The following is a 20,960-nucleotide window of genomic DNA, read 5'->3' on the forward strand; positions in this document are numbered from 1 at the left end:
CGCGACAACCGCCGTAGTTTAACGAATAACCACACCAGATAACATATAACCGGAAGGGTTATAAGCAGGACTATCGTGCCTGCCGGGTGCAAATGTTAGTTTCCACCCTTCAGAAGACGCATCATATCTTCCTGCTTTTCGTCGTCTTCGTCATCGTAAGACAGACCCAGCTTCTGCATCAGCTCGTCGATGCGATCCAGTTTGGCATCCACCCATGACTGCTCTTCAGCGGTCAGGGTTTCACCCTCTTCAAGACGTTCCAGCAGCGCGTCCAGGCGCTCATCGTTCTCCAGCAAATCCAGCTCAGCCTGCGGTGAAAGCATAGGTTTCTCGCTCTTTGGTTTGTGCTGCTTAGTGACCGGGGTGTCTGTCACGCCCAGTGGAATGGGAGTTTTACTGCCGATACGAGGATCTTTCTGCTGCTTGCTTTTTGCAGAAGCGCCCGCTGCACCACCACCGTTGGCACGGCTACCCGCAGCATGACCGCGATGTTTTTTGTCGCGTTTGCGGTCGCGCGCTTCCTGGTTCAGTTCTTCGCGCGTTTTGCGGCGTGCTTTTGCAGGGCGTTTCGCGCCCGCAGCGGAGGTTGGTTTTTTCATGATGTTTTATCTTTAAGTCGTTTTCTTCAGTATAGAATTGCGGCGAAATCTAGCAGAAAGCAAGCAAAGAAAAAAGGCGACAGAGCAATCTGTCGCCTTTTTTCCTGACTCACAACCCTTAACGGGTCAGACATTCCATGTTTGCCAACAACAAACCCTGTTTATCCCTTGGCTAATACCGTCCGTGATACGGTTCCATTTCCTGTTAAAACGCCTCCAGGCGCTGGTCGTCCTGACAATCCTGCGTCTTCGCCTCCTGGCGCTCCTGACCCTTATCCTTAAGTCATCATCCTGTTGGCTTCCTCGCCTTGCCGCATACTTTACCGTGTTCGCTTAAACTAACAAGCAACGAAACGGTACAAAAACGGATTTTCAGATAATTACCTGGAAATAAGATGATGATTTAAAACAGTTTGCCTTTTTCTTGCTCCTGCGATTTCTCTGAAATCTCCCATAGTACGTATAGCCAATCTCTCACAGCGGCCAGGGCTTAAGCCTACAGGCTGAGTGCAATGAAAAAAGTCTTTTGCCCGCATTCAGGTATAATCCCCCTCAGATTACGATTTTTGGAGACGACCACGTGACTACCTGGAACTACCAACAGACGCATTTTGTCACCAGTGCGCCCGATATTCGCCACCTCCCCTCTGATACCGGTATTGAAGTGGCCTTTGCTGGCCGCTCTAATGCGGGGAAATCCAGCGCCCTGAATACGCTGACCAATCAGAAGAACCTGGCGCGTACCTCAAAAACACCTGGCCGTACCCAGCTGATCAACCTGTTTGAAGTCGCAGAGGGCAAACGCCTGGTCGACTTACCGGGGTACGGTTATGCGCAGGTACCCGAAGAGATGAAAATCAAATGGCAGCGTGCGCTGGGTGAATACCTCGAAAAACGCATGTGCCTGAAAGGTCTGGTGGTATTGATGGATATTCGCCATCCGCTGAAAGATCTCGATCAGCAGATGATCGACTGGGCGGTGGCAAGCGATATCGCCGTGCTGGTGCTGCTGACGAAAGCCGATAAGCTGGCAAGCGGCGCGCGTAAAGCGCAGGTGAATATGGTTCGCGAAGCGGTGCTGGCGTTCAACGGTGATGTGCAGGTTGAGCCGTTCTCCTCGCTGAAAAAGCAGGGCGTGGACAAGCTGCGTCAGAAGCTCGACACCTGGTTTAGCGAGCTGGAACCCGCGACGGAAGCGGAAGAAGAGTAATACCGAGCGCGGCAATGGCCGCGCTTTTTTTTGCCTGAACATTTCTTTGCCGCAATAAAAAACGCCCCAGTCATTACTGACTGGGGCGGCTAAAATATTCAGCCAAATCCGATTACGTGAAGTAAAAGGTCTGAAAGATAGAACATCTTACCTCTGTACCCTACGCCGATAACTCTACCCCTTTTTGTGTTGCAGAAAAAGCACTTTTTGTAGTTTTTTTTCATTCTTTACATAGGGAATTCTAATGATCGTCACAAAACGCGCGTTGCCATGTTGCAAACTTACATAAAAAGCGCGTTATGCGAAGAACCCTTAGTGAGCCTGATCCCAGTTTTCACCACTTCCCACTTCCACCAGCAACGGCACGTCCAGCGTCATGCTGCTTTCCATCAGTTCGTGGATCTTCTTCGACACGGCGTCGAGGTCGTCCTTGTGCACTTCAAATACCAGTTCATCGTGTACCTGCATGATCATTTTCACACGCGGTTTCTCTTTCTCGAGCCAGGCATCCACGGCGATCATTGCACGCTTAATAATGTCCGCCGCGGTCCCCTGCATCGGGGCGTTGATCGCGGCACGCTCTGCGCCCGCGCGGCGCGCCGCGTTGCTGGATTTGATGTCCGGTAAGTAGAGACGGCGGCCGTCCAGGGTTTCAACGTAACCTTTCTCTTTCGCCTGCGCGCGGGTACGTTCCATATATTCCAGCACGCCCGGGTAGCGCTCGAAGTAGAGATCCATATACTTCTGCGACTCTTTACGCGGAATATTGAGCTGGCGTGAAAGGCCGAACGCGCTCATGCCGTAGATCAGACCGAAGTTGATCGCTTTAGCGCTGCGGCGCTGTTCGTTGGTCACGCTGTCCAGCGGCAAGCCGAAGACTTCCGCCGCGGTTGCCCGGTGGATATCCTTCCCTTCGGCAAACGCGGTCAGCAGGCCTTTGTCGCGGGACAGATGCGCCATAATGCGCAGCTCAATTTGCGAGTAGTCAGCAGAGACAATCAGATAATCCTCTGGTGCGATGAAAGCCTGGCGAATACGGCGGCCCTCTTCGTTACGTACCGGGATGTTCTGCAGGTTGGGATCGGTTGACGAGAGACGACCGGTCGCCGCGACAGCCTGATGATATGAGGTGTGCACGCGGCCCGTTTTCGGGTTGATCATCAGCGGAAGCTTATCAGTGTAGGTAGACTTCAGCTTCGCGAGACCACGGTACTGCAGAATCACTTTTGGCAGCGGGTAGTCCAGCGCCAGCTCTTCCAGCACCTCTTCAGAGGTTGAAGGCGCACCGCCAGGGGTTTTCTTCAGCGGCTTGATGCCCTGCTTTTCAAACAGAATGGTTTGCAGCTGCTTCGGTGAAGAGAGGTTAAACGGCTCGCCTGCAAGCTCATGCGCTTTTTGCTCCAGCTCGGTCAGGCGCTGCGCCAGCTCCCCGGAGTGGTTATGCAGCACCGTTGGATCGATTTTCACGCCGTTGCGTTCAATGCGGGACAGCACGGGTACCAGCGGCATCTCAATATGCTGGAACACATTCAGCGGACCTTCGTGCTTTTGCAGTTTTGGCCACATCTTCAGGTGGAGCTGCAGCGTAACGTCAGCGTCTTCCGCCGCGTAGCGTCCTGCCTCTTCAAGAGAAATCTGGTTAAAGGTGAGCTGATTTTTCCCTTTGCCGGCAATCTCTTCGAAGGTGATGGTTTTGTGCTTGAGCCAGCGGTCAGATAAGGAATCCATATCATGACGGCCCGCGACGCTGTCCAGAATGTAAGATTCAAGCATAGTGTCGAAGGCGATCCCGCGCAGTTCAATGCCGTAGTTTTGCAGAATGCCGCGGTCGTACTTGAGGTTTTGCCCAACCTTGAGCGCCTTTTCGTCTTCCAGAATCGGCTTCAGCAGTTCAAGCACGCGTTCACGGGAGATCTGTTCCGGCGCATCCAGGTAATCGTGCGCCACGGGAACATAGGCCGCATGACCTGGCGCTGTCGCAAATGACAGGCCTACCATATTGGCAGAGATGTTATCGAGACTGTCCGTTTCGGTGTCAAAGGCAAAGACCGGCGCCTTTTTCAGTTTCTCGATCCAGGCAATGAGCTGTGACTCTTCAAGAAGAGTTTCATAATTGTCGAAGGAAAGCGCCACGGCTTCTTCTTCCGCCTGCTCTTCTGCATCAACGACAATCGTCTCCTTCGGCTTTGTGGAAGGTTTTGCCCCTTTTGCCTGCAGCCATTTACCGGCTTCCACGTCAGTGGTCCAGCGCTTAAATTCGTATTTCTTAAACAGGCTTAGAAGCTCGTCCGCAGAAGGCTGCTGCACTTCCAGCTGTTCACAGCCCAGTTCAAGTTCAACATCGGTTTTGATTGTGGCCAGCTTATAGGAGAGATAAGCCACCTCTTTGTTCTCTTCCAGCTTCCCAGCCATGGTTTTGGCACCACGGAAGGAGAGACTGGCGATTTTGTCTGATTCCGCGTAGAGCGTATCCAGCCCGCCCAGCCCCTGAAGCAGCGCCTGCGCGGTTTTCTCACCGACGCCAGGGACACCAGGAATGTTATCCGAGGAGTCGCCCATCAACGCGAGGAAGTCGATAATCAGCTCTGGCGGCACGCCATATTTTGCGACCACCTCTTCCGGCCCAAGAATGGTGTTGGTCATGGTGTTAATCAGGGTAATCCCTGGCGTCACCAGCTGCGCCATATCTTTATCACCGGTGCTAATCAGTACCGGACGACCCATCTTTTCAGCTTCACGCGCCAGCGTACCGATGACGTCATCCGCTTCAACCCCAGAAACGGCCAGCAGCGGCAGACCCATCGCTTTCACCATCGCATGCAGCGGCTCTATCTGCGCACGCAGATCGTCAGGCATTGGCGGACGGTGGGATTTGTAATGTTCAAACAACTCGTCGCGGAACGTTTTGCCTTTCGCATCAAACACGACGGCCGCATGGGTTGGCTGATACTGAAGGATCAGGCTGCGCAGCATATTCAGCACGCCATACATTGCGCCGGTAGGTTCCCCTGCGCTGTTGGTCAGAGGAGGAAACGCATGGTACGCCCGATACAGGTAAGAAGAGCCATCGACGAGAATAAGAGGGTTTTCTGGGATCTGAACCATAATGTCCGTGCCTTTAATCAATTTATGCGTAAAGGATGCCACAGAAGGATGAAAACATCAGTTATTCAGGCCCGATACAGGAAAAGATTTTGCGATCGTGAGGATCGCTCGTAAAAATCAAACTGTGGATAAGTTTGTGAGTATTTTCACTTCATATGAATAACAGACGTAAAAATTACATATAAGGCAATATTTAGATCTTAATTATCAGATTGTTATGATATGAGATCGCCTCTATATGGCCAACTGATGGCAGTTTGGTCTATGTGGATATAAGCCTTGATTTACGCAGAACGACAGCGAAATCTTCTGCGCCGGGGTAAAAGCCGCCAAATCACCCTGTGAAAGCGCCATTCATTTGTCTGTTTTCTGGTAAAATCAGCGCCCAGCGTCGACTAGCCGGTCGCTCACTTACAGCTAACTACCTGAAAAAGCTCATCATGTCGAGATTTCTCGCTGCAATAACATTACTGCTAAGCATCATTTTAACTATCCTGGTGACGATCGCCTGTTCCGTACCGATCATTCTCGCCGGGATCATTAAACTGCTGCTGCCTGTATCCGTGGTGTGGCGAGCCGTGTCCGCATTTTGTAATTTCATGATGTATTGCTGGTGCGAAGGACTGGCGATCCTGTTGCGCCTTAACCCGCACCTGAAGTGGGATGTCAAAGGGCTGGAGAACCTTAACAAAAAGAACTGGTACCTGCTGATCTGCAATCACCACAGCTGGGCGGACATCGTGGTGTTATGCGTGCTTTTTCGCAAACACATCCCGATGAACAAATATTTCCTGAAACAGCAGCTCGCCTGGGTGCCTTTTATCGGGCTGGCCTGCTGGGCGCTCGATATGCCGTTTATGAAACGCTATTCGCGCAGCTATTTGATTCGTCATCCGGAACGTCGCGGTAAGGATGTGGAGACCACGCGCCGCTCCTGTGAAAAGTTTCGTGCGCATCCAACGACCATCGTGAACTTTGTTGAAGGCTCCCGGTTTACGGAAGAGAAGCGCCAGCAAACGCGCTCTCCCTATCAGCATCTGTTGCCGCCAAAGGCAGCGGGGATTGCGATGGCGCTTAACGTGCTGGGAGCACAGTTCGATAAACTTCTTAACGTCACGCTCTGCTATCCGGAAAACGATAAGACGCCGTTCTTCGATATGCTCAGCGGCAAACTGACGCGTATTGTCGTGCACGTCGACCTGGTCCCGATTGACGCTGAACTGCACGGTGATTACGTAAACGATAAGAACTTCAAACGTCGTTTCCAGCAGTGGCTTAATACGCTCTGGAAAGAGAAAGACGAACAGATAGACAAGATAAAGTCTTCATACAAAAACGCCGGTCAGTGACCGGCGTTTTTACATCAGCGAAATTACTTCTTCTCAACCAGGTATTTCACGGTATCTGCATACTGCTGTACGAAAATATCCATGCTGCTGGTGTCCATGCCCTGCATGTTCAGCTGATATTTGCCGTTAACAAACATCGCCGGAACGCCCTGAAGCTGGAGGTCAGCAGCCGCTTTTTCCTGCTGGGCAACCAGTGATTTCACCACGAAGCTGTTCCATGCGGCATCGTACTCTTCACCTTTCACGCCGGCATCAACGAACACTTTACGGATATCCGCAGTGGTCTGAACGGTCTGGGTTTTCTGTACGGCTTCAAACATTGGCGAAGTGATCTTATCTTCTACGCCCAGTGCCATCGCCACCGCCCATGCCTGAGTCAGGTCTTTACCCAATGGGCCCAGGAACTCGACGTGGTACTTGGTCATTTTGGTGCCTTCCGGCAGCTTTTTCTTCACGTTGTCAGAGACATGCAGCACCTGCTCGAACTGGTAACAGTGTGGGCAATAGAACGAGAAGAACTCCAGTACCTGTGGCTCGCCAGCGACCGGCTTCTCCAGCGTGATGTACTGTTTGCCGTCGGTAAACTGTGCAGCAGAAGCGCTAAATGCCAGAATCATACCTGCCAGCGCCAGCCAAATTTTTTTCATGATTAACTCTCTCCTGGGTGTGTCCATTAATACATCGGCGTTAATTGCAGAGGGGGCTCCTGAAGAACCTTAACCTGCTCAGTAAATGTAGATATCTGGCTACGCCAGTAATCCTCTCCGGTAAGCCACGGGAAATTACGAGGAAATGCCGGATCGTCCCAACGCCTGATTAACCATGCGAGATAATAAACAAAACGCATCGCACGTAAAGGCTCAATCAGGGCAATTTCGTCTGAATTAAACGGGCTAAATTCTTCATAAGCTTCAATAATGGTTTCAAGCTGCATGCGCTGCTCGGCTTTGTCGCCATTGAGCAACATCCACAGGTCCTGAACCGCTGGCCCCATACGCGCATCATCAAGATCGACAAACAGCGGGCCGTCACGCCAGAGAATATTCCCGGCGTGACAATCGCCATGCAGGCGCAGGACGGAAATATCATCGCGCCAGCAGGTTTTCACTGCAGCAATAAGCTTATCGGTGGCGTTGAGGAAATCATACTTTAGCGCTGCGGGGATCATTGCAGACGTTTCGAATATTGTGCGCGGTTCAAGAAGGTATTCCTGAATCCCCATAGTCGGGCGGGCAATAAAGGCTTTTTTGCGTCCCGTCTGGTGTATACGCCCAAGATAGCGGGCAACCCACTCCATCTGATCGATATTATCCGCTTCAAACTGACGTCCCCCAGGCTTGGGAATACTGCGTAGTAATACCCTTCGTGCGTAAGGAGCGTTTGGTTATTGAATTTTAGCGGTGCGGCAACGGGGACATCGTCATCCAGCAGATCGTGAGCGAACTGATGCTCTTCCTGAATTTGTTCAGCGGACCAGCGTTCAGGACGATAGAATTTTACGACATAGCGCTGACGATCCTCGTCCTGAAATTGATAGACGCGGTTTTCGTAGCTGTTTAACGGTGTTAGCCCGGAATCCACCCGAATATCCTGTTCAAACAGGGCATCCATAATGGTGTCCGGGTGTAATGTCTGGAAAGTAAAAGCCTGGTCGTTCATCCGATCATCCGGAAATTATACGAATGATTCAGGATATCATCTTGTGGCGATTTCGGTGCCGCCGCTTACAAGCTTTTACTCTTTAATTACGCCTCGGGCGCGCAGCAATGCAGTCTTAAAATCTTCCTCATAATCTTTCTGAATACCAGGAATAACAGCATCTTTGGCAGAGTCGCGCATTTTAAGGTGGTAGATCAGGATGTCGTCAGAAAGGTCTGCCAGATCGCCGTCAAAACCTGACTCTTTTGCCAGTTTCTGTAAAAATTGCATCAGATTGAGCTCTGGCTCTTTTTGCCAGGCGGGCTGGAGGAGTTCAATAACTTCATTCAGACGTTTACATTTCATGGTGGTGCTCCTTTCATTTAGAGTGACACGTTAGCAGGGTCAATCCCACAATAAAAGAGGCGATATTCGTGAATGTTAGCCAGGAAATCATCGGGGTCGTTCTGGCAGGCGGCAGAGCAACGCGAATGGGCGGAAAAGATAAGGGGCTTCAGCTTCTTAATGGAAAACCCTTGTGGCAGCATGTCGCCGATACGCTCGCAGGTCAGGTGACGACTATAGCCATCAGCGCTAACCGGCATATCGACACTTACCGGCGCAGCGGCTACGCCGTTTATCAGGATAGCCTTGAGAATTACCCGGGCCCGCTTGCCGGTATGCTTTCGGTCATGCAACAGTCGCAGGGTGAGTGGTTTATCTTCTGCCCCTGCGATACCCCGTTTATTCCGTCCTGTCTTGTCGAGCGTCTGTTCCTGCTTCGTGGTACAGCGCCTGTGGTTTGGGTGCATGACGGCGAACGTGACCATCCTGCTGTCGCGTTGATGCATCGATCGCTTGCACCTGCTCTGCTGGCCTACCTGGCCGCGGGAGAGCGCAGAGTGATGGTCTTTATGCGTGAGTCTGGCGGCCATTCCGTTGATTTTAGCGATGTGAAATCAGCGTTTGTGAACGTAAATACGAGTGAAGATTTGCAGATGATGCAGGAGAAAAGATGATACCTGTTGTAGCCATTTCCGCCTGGAGTGGGACCGGGAAAACCACGCTGTTGAAAAAGCTCATTCCTGCGCTTTGTGCCAGAGGGCTTCGCCCTGGTTTGATTAAGCATAGTCATCACAACATGGACATTGATACGCCCGGAAAAGACAGCCATGAGCTGCGTAAGGCCGGAGCAGCACAAACGATGGTAGCAAGTCCTCAGCGCTGGGCGTTAATGACAGAAACGCCGGATGAGGCGCCGCTGAATCTCGCTTATCTGGTTAGCCGGATGGATCACTCCACGCTGGATCTGGTGCTGGTTGAGGGATTTAAGCATGAGGCCGTGCCTAAGATCTTACTTTTCAGAAGCGATGCCGGGCATGATATGAGCGAGTTAACACTGGATGAGCATGTGATTGCGGTGGCCAGCGATGTGGCAGTGGAACTTGAGGTTCCGGTGCTGGATTTAAATGATGTGGACGGGATTGCGCAGTTTATTGTGGCGTGGAGTGCGGTCTGACTTGCCGGGTGGCGGCTTTGCCTTACCCGGCCTACCGTTTTTTGGCGCATAAACGCAAAAAGGCCATCCTTTCGGATGGCCTCTTCACTTGTTTGATGCCTGGCAGTTCCCTACTCTCACATGGGGAGACCCCACACTACCATCGGCGCTACGGCGTTTCACTTCTGAGTTCGGCATGGGGTCAGGTGGGACCACCGCGCTAAAGCCGCCAGGCAAATTCTGTTTAATCTGTATCAAAGCTGAAAATCTGTCTCTTCGCCAAAACACCTTCGGCGTTGTAAGGTTAAGCCTCACGGTTCATTAGTATCGGTTAGCTCAACGCATCGCTGCGCTTACACACCCGACCTATCAACGTCGTCGTCTTCAACGTTCCTTCAGGAGACTTAAAGTCTCAGGGAGAACTCATCTCGGGGCAAGTTTCGTGCTTAGATGCTTTCAGCACTTATCTTTTCCGCATTTAGCTACCGGGCAGTGCCATTGGCATGACAACCCGAACACCAGTGATGCGTCCACTCCGGTCCTCTCGTACTAGGAGCAGCCCCCCTCAATTCTCCAGCGCCCACGGCAGATAGGGACCGAACTGTCTCACGACGTTCTAAACCCAGCTCGCGTACCACTTTAAATGGCGAACAGCCATACCCTTGGGACCTACTTCAGCCCCAGGATGTGATGAGCCGACATCGAGGTGCCAAACACCGCCGTCGATATGAACTCTTGGGCGGTATCAGCCTGTTATCCCCGGAGTACCTTTTATCCGTTGAGCGATGGCCCTTCCATTCAGAACCACCGGATCACTATGACCTGCTTTCGCACCTGCTCGAGCCGTCACTCTCGCAGTCAAGCTAGCTTATGCCATTGCACTAACCTCCTGATGTCCGACCAGGATTAGCTAACCTTCGTGCTCCTCCGTTACTCTTTGGGAGGAGACCGCCCCAGTCAAACTACCCACCAGACACTGTCCGCAACCCGGATTACGGGTCTACGTTAGAACACCAGCCATTAAAGGGTGGTATTTCAAGGACGGCTCCATGCAGACTGGCGTCCACACTTCAAAGCCTCCCACCTATCCTACACATCAAGGACCAGTGTTCAGTGTCAAGCTATAGTAAAGGTTCACGGGGTCTTTCCGTCTTGCCGCGGGTACACTGCATCTTCACAGCGAGTTCAATTTCACTGAGTCTCGGGTGGAGACAGCCTGGCCATCATTACGCCATTCGTGCAGGTCGGAACTTACCCGACAAGGAATTTCGCTACCTTAGGACCGTTATAGTTACGGCCGCCGTTTACCGGGGCTTCGATCAAGAGCTTCGCGTTGCCGCTAACCCCATCAATTAACCTTCCGGCACCGGGCAGGCGTCACACCGTATACGTCCACTTTCGTGTTTGCACAGTGCTGTGTTTTTAATAAACAGTTGCAGCCAGCTGGTATCTTCGACTGATTTCAGCTCCACCCGCAGGGGCTTCACCTACATATCAGCGTGCCTTCTCCCGAAGTTACGGCACCATTTTGCCTAGTTCCTTCACCCGAGTTCTCTCAAGCGCCTTGGTATTCTCTACCTGACCACCTGTGTCGGTTTGGGGTACGATTTGATGTTACCTGATGCTTAGAGGCTTTTCCTGGAAGCAGGGCATTTGTTACTTCAGCACCGTAGTGCCTCGTCATCACACCTCAGCGTTAAAAAACGACCGGATTTACCTAATCGTTCCGCCTACATGCTTAAACCGGGACAACCGTCGCCCGGCTAACATAGCCTTCTCCGTCCCCCCTTCGCAGTAACACCAAGTACAGGAATATTAACCTGTTTCCCATCGACTACGCCTTTCGGCCTCGCCTTAGGGGTCGACTCACCCTGCCCCGATTAACGTTGGACAGGAACCCTTGGTCTTCCGGCGAGCGGGCTTTTCACCCGCTTTATCGTTACTTATGTCAGCATTCGCACTTCTGATACCTCCAGCAACCCTCACAGGCCACCTTCAACGGCTTACAGAACGCTCCCCTACCCAACAACACATAGTGTCGCTGCCGCAGCTTCGGTGCATGGTTTAGCCCCGTTACATCTTCCGCGCAGGCCGACTCGACCAGTGAGCTATTACGCTTTCTTTAAATGATGGCTGCTTCTAAGCCAACATCCTGGCTGTCTGTGCCTTCCCACATCGTTTCCCACTTAACCATGACTTTGGGACCTTAGCTGGCGGTCTGGGTTGTTTCCCTCTTCACGACGGACGTTAGCACCCGCCGTGTGTCTCCCGTGATAACATTCTTCGGTATTCGTAGTTTGCATCGGGTTGGTAAGCCGGGATGGCCCCCTAGCCGAAACAGTGCTCTACCCCGAAGATGAGTTCACGAGGCGCTACCTAAATAGCTTTCGGGGAGAACCAGCTATCTCCCGGTTTGATTGGCCTTTCACCCCCAGCCACAAGTCATCCGCTAATTTTTCAACATTAGTCGGTTCGGTCCTCCAGTTAGTGTTACCCAACCTTCAACCTGCCCATGGCTAGATCACCGGGTTTCGGGTCTATACCCTGCAACTTAACGCCCAGTTAAGACTCGGTTTCCCTTCGGCTCCCCTATACGGTTAACCTTGCTACAGAATATAAGTCGCTGACCCATTATACAAAAGGTACGCAGTCACACCACAAGGGTGCTCCCACTGCTTGTACGTACACGGTTTCAGGTTCTATTTCACTCCCCTCGCCGGGGTTCTTTTCGCCTTTCCCTCACGGTACTGGTTCACTATCGGTCAGTCAGGAGTATTTAGCCTTGGAGGATGGTCCCCCCATATTCAGACAGGATACCACGTGTCCCGCCCTACTCTTCGAGTTCACAACCTGTGTGCTTTCGTGTACGGGACTGTCACCCTGTACCGTGCGACTTTCCAGACGCTTCCACTAACACACAAGCTGATTCAGACTCTGGGCTGCTCCCCGTTCGCTCGCCGCTACTGGGGGAATCTCGGTTGATTTCTTTTCCTCGGGGTACTTAGATGTTTCAGTTCCCCCGGTTCGCCTCGTTAACCTATGTATTCAGTTAACGATAGTGTGACGAATCACACTGGGTTTCCCCATTCGGACATCGCCGGGTCAAAGGTTCATATCACCTCGCCGGCGCTTTTCGCAGATTAGCACGTCCTTCATCGCCTCTGACTGCCAGGGCATCCACCGTGTACGCTTAGTCGCTTAACCTCACAACCCGAAGATGTTTCACTTCTGATTGCGAAAATTTGAGAGACTCGAACACACCATTAAGATGTGTCGTTTCAATTTTCAGCTTGATCCAGATTTTTAAAGAGCAAATATTTCAAACGTGACTCGTAAGTCAGTTTTGAGATATGACGGCAGGTGACTTTCACTCACGAACCAGCAAGTGGCGTCCCCTAGGGGATTCGAACCCCTGTTACCGCCGTGAAAGGGCGGTGTCCTGGGCCTCTAGACGAAGGGGACACTGAAGTCTCAATCGCAAGACGCCTTGCTATTTACTTTTCATCAGACAATCTGTGTGAGCACTGCAAAGGCAGGTTCTTTAAGGTAAGGAGGTGATCCAACCGCAGGTTCCCCTACGGTTACCTTGTTACGACTTCACCCCAGTCATGAATCACAAAGTGGTAAGCGCCCTCCCGAAGGTTAAGCTACCTACTTCTTTTGCAACCCACTCCCATGGTGTGACGGGCGGTGTGTACAAGGCCCGGGAACGTATTCACCGTAGCATTCTGATCTACGATTACTAGCGATTCCGACTTCATGGAGTCGAGTTGCAGACTCCAATCCGGACTACGACGCACTTTATGAGGTCCGCTTGCTCTCGCGAGGTCGCTTCTCTTTGTATGCGCCATTGTAGCACGTGTGTAGCCCTACTCGTAAGGGCCATGATGACTTGACGTCATCCCCACCTTCCTCCAGTTTATCACTGGCAGTCTCCTTTGAGTTCCCGGCCGGACCGCTGGCAACAAAGGATAAGGGTTGCGCTCGTTGCGGGACTTAACCCAACATTTCACAACACGAGCTGACGACAGCCATGCAGCACCTGTCTCAGAGTTCCCGAAGGCACCAATCCATCTCTGGAAAGTTCTCTGGATGTCAAGAGTAGGTAAGGTTCTTCGCGTTGCATCGAATTAAACCACATGCTCCACCGCTTGTGCGGGCCCCCGTCAATTCATTTGAGTTTTAACCTTGCGGCCGTACTCCCCAGGCGGTCGACTTAACGCGTTAGCTCCGGAAGCCACGCCTCAAGGGCACAACCTCCAAGTCGACATCGTTTACGGCGTGGACTACCAGGGTATCTAATCCTGTTTGCTCCCCACGCTTTCGCACCTGAGCGTCAGTCTTTGTCCAGGGGGCCGCCTTCGCCACCGGTATTCCTCCAGATCTCTACGCATTTCACCGCTACACCTGGAATTCTACCCCCCTCTACAAGACTCTAGCCTGCCAGTTTCGAATGCAGTTCCCAGGTTGAGCCCGGGGATTTCACATCCGACTTGACAGACCGCCTGCGTGCGCTTTACGCCCAGTAATTCCGATTAACGCTTGCACCCTCCGTATTACCGCGGCTGCTGGCACGGAGTTAGCCGGTGCTTCTTCTGCGGGTAACGTCAATCGCTGAGGTTATTAACCTCAACGCCTTCCTCCCCGCTGAAAGTACTTTACAACCCGAAGGCCTTCTTCATACACGCGGCATGGCTGCATCAGGCTTGCGCCCATTGTGCAATATTCCCCACTGCTGCCTCCCGTAGGAGTCTGGACCGTGTCTCAGTTCCAGTGTGGCTGGTCATCCTCTCAGACCAGCTAGGGATCGTCGCCTAGGTGAGCCGTTACCCCACCTACTAGCTAATCCCATCTGGGCACATCTGATGGCAAGAGGCCCGAAGGTCCCCCTCTTTGGTCTTGCGACATTATGCGGTATTAGCTACCGTTTCCAGTAGTTATCCCCCTCCATCAGGCAGTTTCCCAGACATTACTCACCCGTCCGCCGCTCGTCACCCAGGAGCAAGCTCCCTGTGTTACCGCTCGACTTGCATGTGTTAGGCCTGCCGCCAGCGTTCAATCTGAGCCATGATCAAACTCTTCAATTTAAGTTTGATGCTCGTGAATTAAACTTCGTAATGAATTACGCATGTTCACTCAGAGACTTGGTATTCATTTTTCGTCCGAGGACGTTAAGAATCCATGTCACTTTGAGTGCCCACACAGATTGTCTGATAAATTGTTAAAGAGCAGTGCCGCTTCGTTTTCGCTGCGGCGCGGGGTGTGCATATTACGCTTTCCCGCTTCAGAGTCAAGCGTTTATTTTCGCTATTCTCTGCTGACCCGGCGGCGTGTGTGCCGTTGTTCCGTGTCAGTGGAGGCGCATTATAGGGAGTTATTCTGACGTGACAAGAGGAAATTTAAAAAAAGTTTCCATTCGCGTTTTTTTTCACCAACAGAGGTGAAATCAAGCTACAAATTGTTCTATTTGATGTATCTGCAACCACAATCACATTCGCGGTGGCATAATTATCAGCATGAATCTTTAAGGAATAAAAACGATGCCATTAAGCGCGCAACAGCTGGCCGCCCAAAAAAACCTGTCTTATGTGCTGGCCGAAAAGCTGGCTCAGCGGATTTTAGCGGGTAAATATGCCCCGGGAAGCATCCTGCCGGGTGAAATGGAGCTGGGTGAGCAGTTTGGGGTGAGCCGTACCGCCGTGCGCGAAGCGGTGAAAACCCTGACGGCAAAAGGTATGGTGCTTCCGCGCCCTCGTATTGGCACGCGCGTGATGCCACAAAGTAACTGGAATTTTCTCGATCAGGAGCTGCTCTCCTGGTGGATGACGGAAGACAACTTTCATCAGGTGATCGATCACTTTCTGGTAATGCGCAGTAGCCTTGAGCCTCAGGCATGTCTGCTTGCTGCCACGCTTGGAACAGCGGAGCAGAAAGCGCAGCTTAATGCGTTGATGGAAGAGATGGTGTTCCTGAAAAAACACTTCAACCGCGAACGCTGGGTTGAGGTCGATATGGCCTGGCATGAACATATCTATATGATGAGCGCCAATCCGTTCCTCACCTCTTTTGCCTCTTTATTCCATTCGGTGTACCACACTTACTTTACCTCTATTACACAAGACGACGTGGTAAAACTGGAATGGCACCAGGCGATAGTGGATGCCATTCAGGAAAGCGACGGGCAGCGAGCCCTGAGTGCGTGCCAGGCATTGCTGGCAGCGCCAACCCACCAGCAGGTAAATAAATGACAAAGAAAAAAGCGCGCAGCATGGCCGGATTGCCGTGGATTGCAGCCATGGCGTTTTTTATGCAGGCACTGGATGCCACCATCCTCAACACCGCGCTTCCCGCTATTGCGCAAAGCCTCAACCGTTCCCCGCTGGCGATGCAGTCCGCCATCATCAGCTATACCCTGACGGTCGCGATGCTGATCCCTGTTAGCGGCTGGCTGGCCGACCGCTTCGGCACCCGCAGAGTTTTCATGCTGGCCGTAACGCTCTTTACGCTCGGTTCGCTGGCCTGTGCGCTCTCCTCGTCCTTAACGGAGCTGGTTATCTTCCGCGTATTACAGGGCATTGGCGGCGCGATGATGATGCCCGTGGCGCGTCTTGCCCTGCTGCGAGCCTACCCGCGAAGCGAACTGCTTCCCGTGCTCAACTTCGTCACCATGCCGGGACTGGTCGGCCCGATACTTGGCCCGGTACTCGGTGGCGTGTTTGTCACCTGGGCAAGCTGGCACTGGATCTTCCTGATTAATATTCCGATTGGCGTAGCGGGGTTGCTGTATGCCCGCAAATATATGCCGAACTTCACCACGCCAAGGCGCAGTTTCGATATGGGCGGCTTCTTCCTGTTTGGCCTGAGCCTGGTGCTCTTCTCCAGCGGGATGGAGCTGTTTGGCGAGAAGATCGTCGCGACGTGGATCGCGCTCTCCGTTATCCTCGCCGGAATTCTGTTGTTCCTTCTTTATATACGTCACGCGCGCCGCCATCCGACGCCGTTAATCTCTCTTGGGCTCTTCAACACCCGAACGTTTTCCGTCGGGATCGCGGGAAACATTGCCTCGCGTCTGGGGACGGGCTGCGTACCGTTCCTGATGCCGCTGATGCTGCAGGTTGGTTTCGGCTATCCGGCGCTGATTGCCGGCTGCATGATGGCGCCCACGGCGATGGGCTCGATTCTGGCAAAATCGACCGTGACGCAGGTGCTACGCTGGTTTGGCTATCGCAAAACGCTGGTTGGCGTGACGGTCTTTATCGGTCTGATGATTGCGCAGTTCTCGCTGCAGTCCGCCTCGCTTCCCGTCTGGATGCTGATCCTGCCGCTGTTTGTGCTGGGCATGGCGATGTCGACGCAGTTCACATCGATGAACACCATCACCCTTGCGGATCTGACCGACGAGAACGCCAGTAGCGGCAACAGCGTGCTGGCAGTCACCCAGCAGCTGTCGATCAGTTTAGGGGTTGCCGTGAGCGCGGCGGTACTGCGGTTTTATGAAGGTTTCGACAGCGCGAACACCGTCGAGCAGTTCCACTATACCTTTATCACCATGGGCGCACTCACCGTCGTTTCAGCGCTGGTCTTTATGCTGTTAAAACCGAAAGACGGCCGAAACCTGATTAAAGAGCGTCACAGAGAGAAAGCTAAACCGAACCGCGTTCCATCAGAACAGGAGTAAGCTGCAGGCGCTGCTGCTGCAGCGTGGGCTGAGCCATTCGGTGGATCAACACATCGATGGCCAGCTCGCCCAGCTCATCTTTTGGCTGATGAATGGTGGTGAGCGGCGGCGTCATATAGCTGGCCAGCTCGATATCATCGTAGCCGATTACCGCCATATCATGGGGAACGCGCAAACCGGCCTGATATAACGCCTGATAGGCGCCAAACGCCATGGCGTCGTTGCCGATAAACACCGCCTGCGGACGCTGCGGTTGCGCCAGCAGCGTCTGCATCGCTTCAAAACCACCGTGAAACTCAAAATCACCGGTAATACGATACCCTTCCGGCACGGAAAGTCCCGCCCGCGCCATCGCGGCGAGATATCCTTCCAGACGCAAACGCGCCGGGGTTTTGTCCAGCGGACCGGTAATACAGGCAATGCGGGTATAGCCTTTATCGATCAAATACTGAGTGGCCATATCGCCCCCCAGCAGAGAATTATCCTGAATGAGGTCGCTGGTGCCGTCGAACGGCGCCCAGTCCATCATCACCGTGGGAATGGAGGGATAGCGCTGGATAATCTCTTTCGACGGCTGGTGCGTTTCGGTACACAGTAGCAGTAGCCCGTCGACGCGTTTTTGCATCAGCGTTTCCAGGTTACGGTTCATGCGCTGCTCGTCCCCTTCGGTATTGCACAGCACCAGGCTGTAGCCACGCTCGAAGCAGCTGCGCTCCACGCCGCGAACCAGCTCAGAATAAAAGGGGTTGGTACTGGCGGTGATCAGCATACCGATCGTACGCGTCTGGTTGAGCTTAAGGCTGCGCGCCAGTGCAGACGGCGCATAGTTGAGATCTTTTACTGCCGCTTCGACTTTTTCCCGAATCGCCTCGCTGACGAAGCGATCGTTATTAATGACGTGAGAAACCGTCGAGGTAGAAACGCCCGCCAGGCGGGCGACATCTTTCATTGTGGCCAAGCGTTACCCCTGCTGACTTAAGAATTCATCGATCTCTTTACGCCACGGAACGGAAGGCTGAGCCCCCTTGCGCGTCACCGCAATCGCGGCAGCGGCATGCGCGAAGCGGATCGCATCATCCATTTTCTTGCCTTCCAGCAGCGCGGTCACCAGCGCACCATTGAAGGTGTCTCCCGCTGCGATGGTATCAATCGCCTTCACCTTAAAGCCCGGCACGCGACGGCCTTCACCGTTTACGCTTGCCCATACCCCACGGCTGCCCAGGGTGATGATCACGGTTCCGATGCCTTTGTCGTGCAGCGCACGCGCGGCTCTCGCGGCATCGTCATCGTTTTCTACGCGAATGCCCGTCAGCTTTTCGGCTTCGGTTTCGTTCGGCGTGATGATATCCACCAGCGCCAGCAGCTCGTCTGATAATACTCGGGCTGGGGCCGGGTTAAGTACGACAGTGGTATGATTTTCATGCGCAATTTTGGCCGCGGCCAGCACGCTTTCAACCGGCGACTCCAGCTGCATCAGCAGGGCCTCGGCGCCGCCAATGATTGCACGTTGCGCTTCCACGCGCTCCGTCGTCAGCGCTGCGTTAGCGCCAGCATGAATACCGATGACATTCTCACCTTCTGCGTTGACGAAAATCAGCGCCACGCCGGTAGATTCCCCTGCAACAACGCTGACCGGTGCGATATCGATGTTGTCGCTCGCCAGCTGCTTGCGTACGCGCTCGCCGGTATCGTCATCACCCGTGCAGGCGATAAACGCAATATTCGCCCCGCTGCGACCGGCAGCGACGGCCTGGTTTGCCCCTTTACCGCCGAATGCGACCTGATACTGGTTACCCGTGACGGTTTCGCCCGGTGTAGGGAACGATTCAAGGTTAAGAATGTGATCGGCATTGATACTGCCAAGGACGACGAGGTTGCCTGCGGTTTTCATGGTTGGGTTGTCCATCTGAGAGCGCCACCGGTGTTACCCGGTGGCGTATGCCACACTTTTCTTTATTGGTGTCCCTCAGGCCGCCAGTGACGGCCTGATTCGCCTTTTACTGCTTGATAACCAGTTTCAGGTCAACAGGGTATTTAGCCTGAACTTTTTCGCCCTTCAGCACTTTGTCGGCAGTTTCAACGCCAGTCGCGCCAATCTGCTCAGGCAGCTGAGCGATGGTCGCAGCCAGTTTGCCATCGTTTACTGCTTTTTCACCATCCGGCGTGCCGTCAAATCCGACAACCATCACATCAGATTTACCTGCAGTCTGCAGAGCGCGCAGCGCACCCAGCGCCATTTCGTCGTTCTGCGCGAATACCGCCTGCACGTCAGGATGTGCGGTCAGCAGGTTCTGCATGACGTTCAGACCTTTAGTACGGTCGAAGTCTGCCGGCTGACTGGCCAACACGTTGAATTTGTGCGCTGCAACCGCCTGCTGGAAGCCTTCGCCACGCTCGCGGGCGGCAGACGTACCGGCAATCCCCTGCAGTTCGATGACTTTAGCGCCTTCACCGGCTTTCTTCGCAATGTAGTCACCCGCGATTTTGCCGCCCAGCACGTTGTCAGACGCGATATGGCTCACCACGTCGCCTTTGGTTGCCTGACGGTCCAGGGTAATCACCGGGATTTTCGCCTGGTTTGCCATCTTCACGGCGTTGCCTACGGCATCAGAATCGGTTGGGTTGATCAGCAGAATTTTGGTGCCACGAACGGTTAAGTCCTGAACGTTAGCCAGCTCTTTCGCCGGGTTGTTCTGTGAATCCAGTACCACCAGGTTGTAGCCCAGTTTATCCGCTTCTTTCTGCGCTCCATCCTTCAGGGAGACGAAGAACGGGTTGTTCAGCGTAGAGACAACCAGCGCGATGGTATCTTTCGCCATGGCGTTAGCACTTACGGTTGCGCTCAGCGCGACAGCGGAAACCAGGGTAGCCAGTTTTTTCATGTTCATATCTAAGATGTCCTGTAGTGTCGTCAGTTACTGTTTTTTGTTGTCTACCAGTACCGCCAGCAAAATCACCACTGCCTTAACGATCATCTGGTAATAGGAGGAAACACCTAACAAATTCAAACCATTATTCAGGAAACCGAGAATCAGTGCGCCGATCAATGTCCCAACAATGCGACCTTTACCGCCCGCCAGACTCGTACCGCCCAGAACCACTGCTGCAATAGCATCCAGCTCATACCCCGTACCCGCCGTCGGCTGCGCGGAAGAGAGGCGCGCCACTTCGATGATGCCCGCCAGTGACGCCAGCAGACCGCACAGGGAGTACACGATAACTTTGACTTTATTAACGCTAATCCCGGACAAGCGCGTTGCCGCTTCGTTACCGCCCAGCGCATAGATATAACGACCCAGACGGGTATGGTGCAGCATGTACCACGCCGCCAGGAAGACGATAGCCATGATCCAGACCGGGGTCGGGACACCCAGCGGGCGACCGATACCGAACCAGCCAAACAGATCGGCGTTATCGGTGAAGCCGGTATTGACCGGGCTGCCGTTGGTATACACCATGGTCACACCGCGCAGCAGCAGCATCATCACCAGCGTCGCGATGAACGCCTGAACGCGCCCTTTTGCCACAATCACGCCGGTGACGGCACCAATCGCCGCGCCTGCCGCCAGAGCCGCGGCCACGGCCACCAGCGCGTTGACTTCAATCCCGACAAGCGAAGCGGCGATCGCGCCGGTGAGGGCCAGCAGGGAACCGACGGACAGATCGATCCCTGAGGTCAAAATCACCAGCGTCATGCCGACCGCCATAATGGCGTTCACCGACGTCTGCTGCAGAATGTTGAACAGGTTATTTACGGTGAAGAAATTCGGGCTCATGGTCGACACAATCGCGATCAGCACCAGCAGGGCAATGAGCGATTTTTGTTCCATCAGCCACGCCTTTGTGAAATAGCGGCGACCAGAAACAGCCTGGGTAGTCATCT

General features: G+C 53.4%; 15 protein-coding genes, 1 tRNA gene, 3 rRNA genes and 1 pseudogene. 6 read left to right on the forward strand and 14 right to left on the reverse strand.

Translation table 11 applies throughout. The annotated features are described in order from the left end of the window. Positions 1-95: 95 nt before the first annotated feature. Positions 96-599, reverse strand: coding sequence for a Der GTPase-activating protein YihI (yihI, locus tag BFV67_RS21930; protein ID WP_069598909.1), 504 nt, complete (start codon positions 597-599; stop codon positions 96-98). A gap of 580 nt (positions 600-1,179) precedes the next feature. Between yihI and yihA the strand changes: the two genes are divergently transcribed. After that, on the forward strand, positions 1,180-1,809 hold the full coding sequence (yihA, locus tag BFV67_RS21935) for a ribosome biogenesis GTP-binding protein YihA/YsxC (protein WP_008501861.1): 630 nt from the start codon (positions 1,180-1,182) through the stop codon (positions 1,807-1,809). Between the two features lie 98 nt (positions 1,810-1,907). Here the strand turns inward: yihA and spfP are convergent, their stop codons facing one another. Beyond that, positions 1,908-1,955, reverse strand: coding sequence for a small protein SpfP (spfP, locus tag BFV67_RS24980; protein WP_071892919.1), 48 nt, complete (start codon positions 1,953-1,955; stop codon positions 1,908-1,910). A 166-nt stretch (positions 1,956-2,121) separates the two neighbouring features. Beyond that, a complete protein-coding gene (gene polA / locus BFV67_RS21940) occupies positions 2,122-4,914 on the reverse strand; it encodes a DNA polymerase I (RefSeq protein ID WP_058654059.1) in 2,793 nt (930 codons plus the stop codon). Positions 4,915-5,354: 440 nt separating this feature from the next. On the opposite strand from polA, the gene BFV67_RS21945 reads away from it, so the two are divergent. Then, positions 5,355-6,263 carry an acyltransferase gene (locus BFV67_RS21945; RefSeq protein WP_045408676.1) on the forward strand — a complete coding sequence of 303 codons (909 nt, stop codon included), beginning with the start codon at positions 5,355-5,357 and terminating at the stop codon, positions 6,261-6,263. Between the two features lie 23 nt (positions 6,264-6,286). Here BFV67_RS21945 and dsbA read toward each other — a convergent pair whose 3' ends face one another. From dsbA to BFV67_RS21960, 3 genes and pseudogenes are all read right to left on the reverse strand, one after another. Further along, on the reverse strand, positions 6,287-6,910 hold the full coding sequence (dsbA, locus tag BFV67_RS21950) for a thiol:disulfide interchange protein DsbA (protein ID WP_008501864.1): 624 nt from the start codon (positions 6,908-6,910) through the stop codon (positions 6,287-6,289). Between the two features lie 26 nt (positions 6,911-6,936). Continuing rightward, positions 6,937-7,922, reverse strand: a pseudogene (locus BFV67_RS21955) (serine/threonine protein kinase). A gap of 75 nt (positions 7,923-7,997) precedes the next feature. After that, positions 7,998-8,267 carry a YihD family protein gene (locus tag BFV67_RS21960; protein ID WP_008501866.1) on the reverse strand — a complete coding sequence of 90 codons (270 nt, stop codon included), beginning with the start codon at positions 8,265-8,267 and terminating at the stop codon, positions 7,998-8,000. A 68-nt stretch (positions 8,268-8,335) separates the two neighbouring features. Here BFV67_RS21960 and mobA point away from each other — a divergent pair, with 68 nt between their 5' ends. Next, a complete protein-coding gene (gene mobA, locus BFV67_RS21965) occupies positions 8,336-8,920 on the forward strand; it encodes a molybdenum cofactor guanylyltransferase MobA (protein ID WP_039025242.1) in 585 nt (194 codons plus the stop codon). Continuing rightward, positions 8,917-9,420, forward strand: coding sequence for a molybdopterin-guanine dinucleotide biosynthesis protein MobB (gene mobB / locus BFV67_RS21970; RefSeq protein WP_069598910.1), 504 nt, complete (start codon positions 8,917-8,919; stop codon positions 9,418-9,420). The genes mobA and mobB overlap by 4 nt, the downstream gene beginning before the upstream one ends. A 97-nt stretch (positions 9,421-9,517) precedes the next feature. Here mobB and rrf read toward each other — a convergent pair. The 4 genes from rrf to BFV67_RS21990 all read right to left on the reverse strand — a co-directional run bounded on the left by rrf (position 9,518) and on the right by BFV67_RS21990 (position 14,486). Beyond that, positions 9,518-9,633 (reverse strand): 5S ribosomal RNA (gene rrf, locus BFV67_RS21975). A 66-nt stretch (positions 9,634-9,699) separates the two neighbouring features. Beyond that, a 23S ribosomal RNA gene (locus tag BFV67_RS21980) occupies positions 9,700-12,603 on the reverse strand. A gap of 182 nt (positions 12,604-12,785) precedes the next feature. Further along, positions 12,786-12,861, reverse strand: a tRNA-Glu gene (locus BFV67_RS21985). 85 nt (positions 12,862-12,946) lie between these two features. Then, positions 12,947-14,486, reverse strand: a 16S ribosomal RNA gene (locus BFV67_RS21990). Together the 16S, 23S and 5S rRNA genes with 1 tRNA gene alongside form the textbook arrangement of a ribosomal RNA operon. Before the next feature lie 453 nt (positions 14,487-14,939). Between BFV67_RS21990 and BFV67_RS22000 the strand changes: the two genes are divergently transcribed. Together BFV67_RS22000 and mdtD are read left to right on the forward strand one after the other, a co-directional pair. Beyond that, positions 14,940-15,647: a FadR/GntR family transcriptional regulator gene (locus BFV67_RS22000; protein WP_021242652.1), complete on the forward strand. Its 708-nt coding sequence runs from the start codon at positions 14,940-14,942 to the stop codon at positions 15,645-15,647. Beyond that, positions 15,644-17,077 (forward strand): multidrug transporter subunit MdtD, encoded by a 1,434-nt coding sequence (mdtD, locus tag BFV67_RS22005; RefSeq protein WP_059359285.1) that lies wholly within the window; start codon positions 15,644-15,646, stop codon positions 17,075-17,077. Before BFV67_RS22000 ends, mdtD begins: the two co-directional genes overlap by 4 nt. Here mdtD and rbsR read toward each other — a convergent pair. The 4 genes from rbsR to rbsC form a co-directional block, all read right to left on the reverse strand. Continuing rightward, positions 17,043-18,035 (reverse strand): ribose operon transcriptional repressor RbsR, encoded by a 993-nt coding sequence (gene rbsR / locus BFV67_RS22010; protein WP_021242654.1) that lies wholly within the window; start codon positions 18,033-18,035, stop codon positions 17,043-17,045. The two genes, mdtD and rbsR, sit on opposite strands and share 35 nt — an antisense overlap. Positions 18,036-18,038: 3 nt before the next feature. Next, positions 18,039-18,968, reverse strand: a complete 930-nt coding sequence (rbsK, locus tag BFV67_RS22015) for a ribokinase (RefSeq protein WP_046091982.1) — start codon at positions 18,966-18,968, stop codon at positions 18,039-18,041. A 106-nt stretch (positions 18,969-19,074) separates the two neighbouring features. Next, a complete protein-coding gene (gene rbsB, locus BFV67_RS22020) occupies positions 19,075-19,965 on the reverse strand; it encodes a ribose ABC transporter substrate-binding protein RbsB (protein WP_008503498.1) in 891 nt (296 codons plus the stop codon). Positions 19,966-19,992: 27 nt separating this feature from the next. After that, positions 19,993-20,958, reverse strand: coding sequence for a ribose ABC transporter permease (gene rbsC, locus BFV67_RS22025; RefSeq protein WP_021242657.1), 966 nt, complete (start codon positions 20,956-20,958; stop codon positions 19,993-19,995). Between the last annotated feature and the right edge of the window lie 2 nt (positions 20,959-20,960).

Origin of the sequence: Enterobacter roggenkampii, assembly GCF_001729805.1 — a bacterium.
GTDB classification, from domain to species: Bacteria; Pseudomonadota; Gammaproteobacteria; order Enterobacterales; family Enterobacteriaceae; genus Enterobacter; species Enterobacter roggenkampii.

Excerpts from the sequence above, each read along its gene's own strand:
- yihI (WP_069598909.1), bottom strand. The coding sequence starts at position 599 with ATGAAAAAACCAACCTCCGCTGCGGGCGCGAAACGCCCTGCAAAAGCA.
- mobB (WP_069598910.1), top strand. The coding sequence starts at position 8,917 with ATGATACCTGTTGTAGCCATTTCCGCCTGGAGTGGGACCGGGAAAACC.
- polA (WP_058654059.1), bottom strand. The coding sequence starts at position 4,914 with ATGGTTCAGATCCCAGAAAACCCTCTTATTCTCGTCGATGGCTCTTCT.
- mdtD (WP_059359285.1), top strand. The coding sequence starts at position 15,644 with ATGACAAAGAAAAAAGCGCGCAGCATGGCCGGATTGCCGTGGATTGCA.
- rbsB (WP_008503498.1), bottom strand. The coding sequence starts at position 19,965 with ATGAACATGAAAAAACTGGCTACCCTGGTTTCCGCTGTCGCGCTGAGC.
- BFV67_RS21945 (WP_045408676.1), top strand. The coding sequence starts at position 5,355 with ATGTCGAGATTTCTCGCTGCAATAACATTACTGCTAAGCATCATTTTA.
- rbsC (WP_021242657.1), bottom strand. The coding sequence starts at position 20,958 with ATGACTACCCAGGCTGTTTCTGGTCGCCGCTATTTCACAAAGGCGTGG.
- dsbA (WP_008501864.1), bottom strand. The coding sequence starts at position 6,910 with ATGAAAAAAATTTGGCTGGCGCTGGCAGGTATGATTCTGGCATTTAGC.
- BFV67_RS21960 (WP_008501866.1), bottom strand. The coding sequence starts at position 8,267 with ATGAAATGTAAACGTCTGAATGAAGTTATTGAACTCCTCCAGCCCGCC.
- rbsK (WP_046091982.1), bottom strand. The coding sequence starts at position 18,968 with ATGAAAACCGCAGGCAACCTCGTCGTCCTTGGCAGTATCAATGCCGAT.
- BFV67_RS22000 (WP_021242652.1), top strand. The coding sequence starts at position 14,940 with ATGCCATTAAGCGCGCAACAGCTGGCCGCCCAAAAAAACCTGTCTTAT.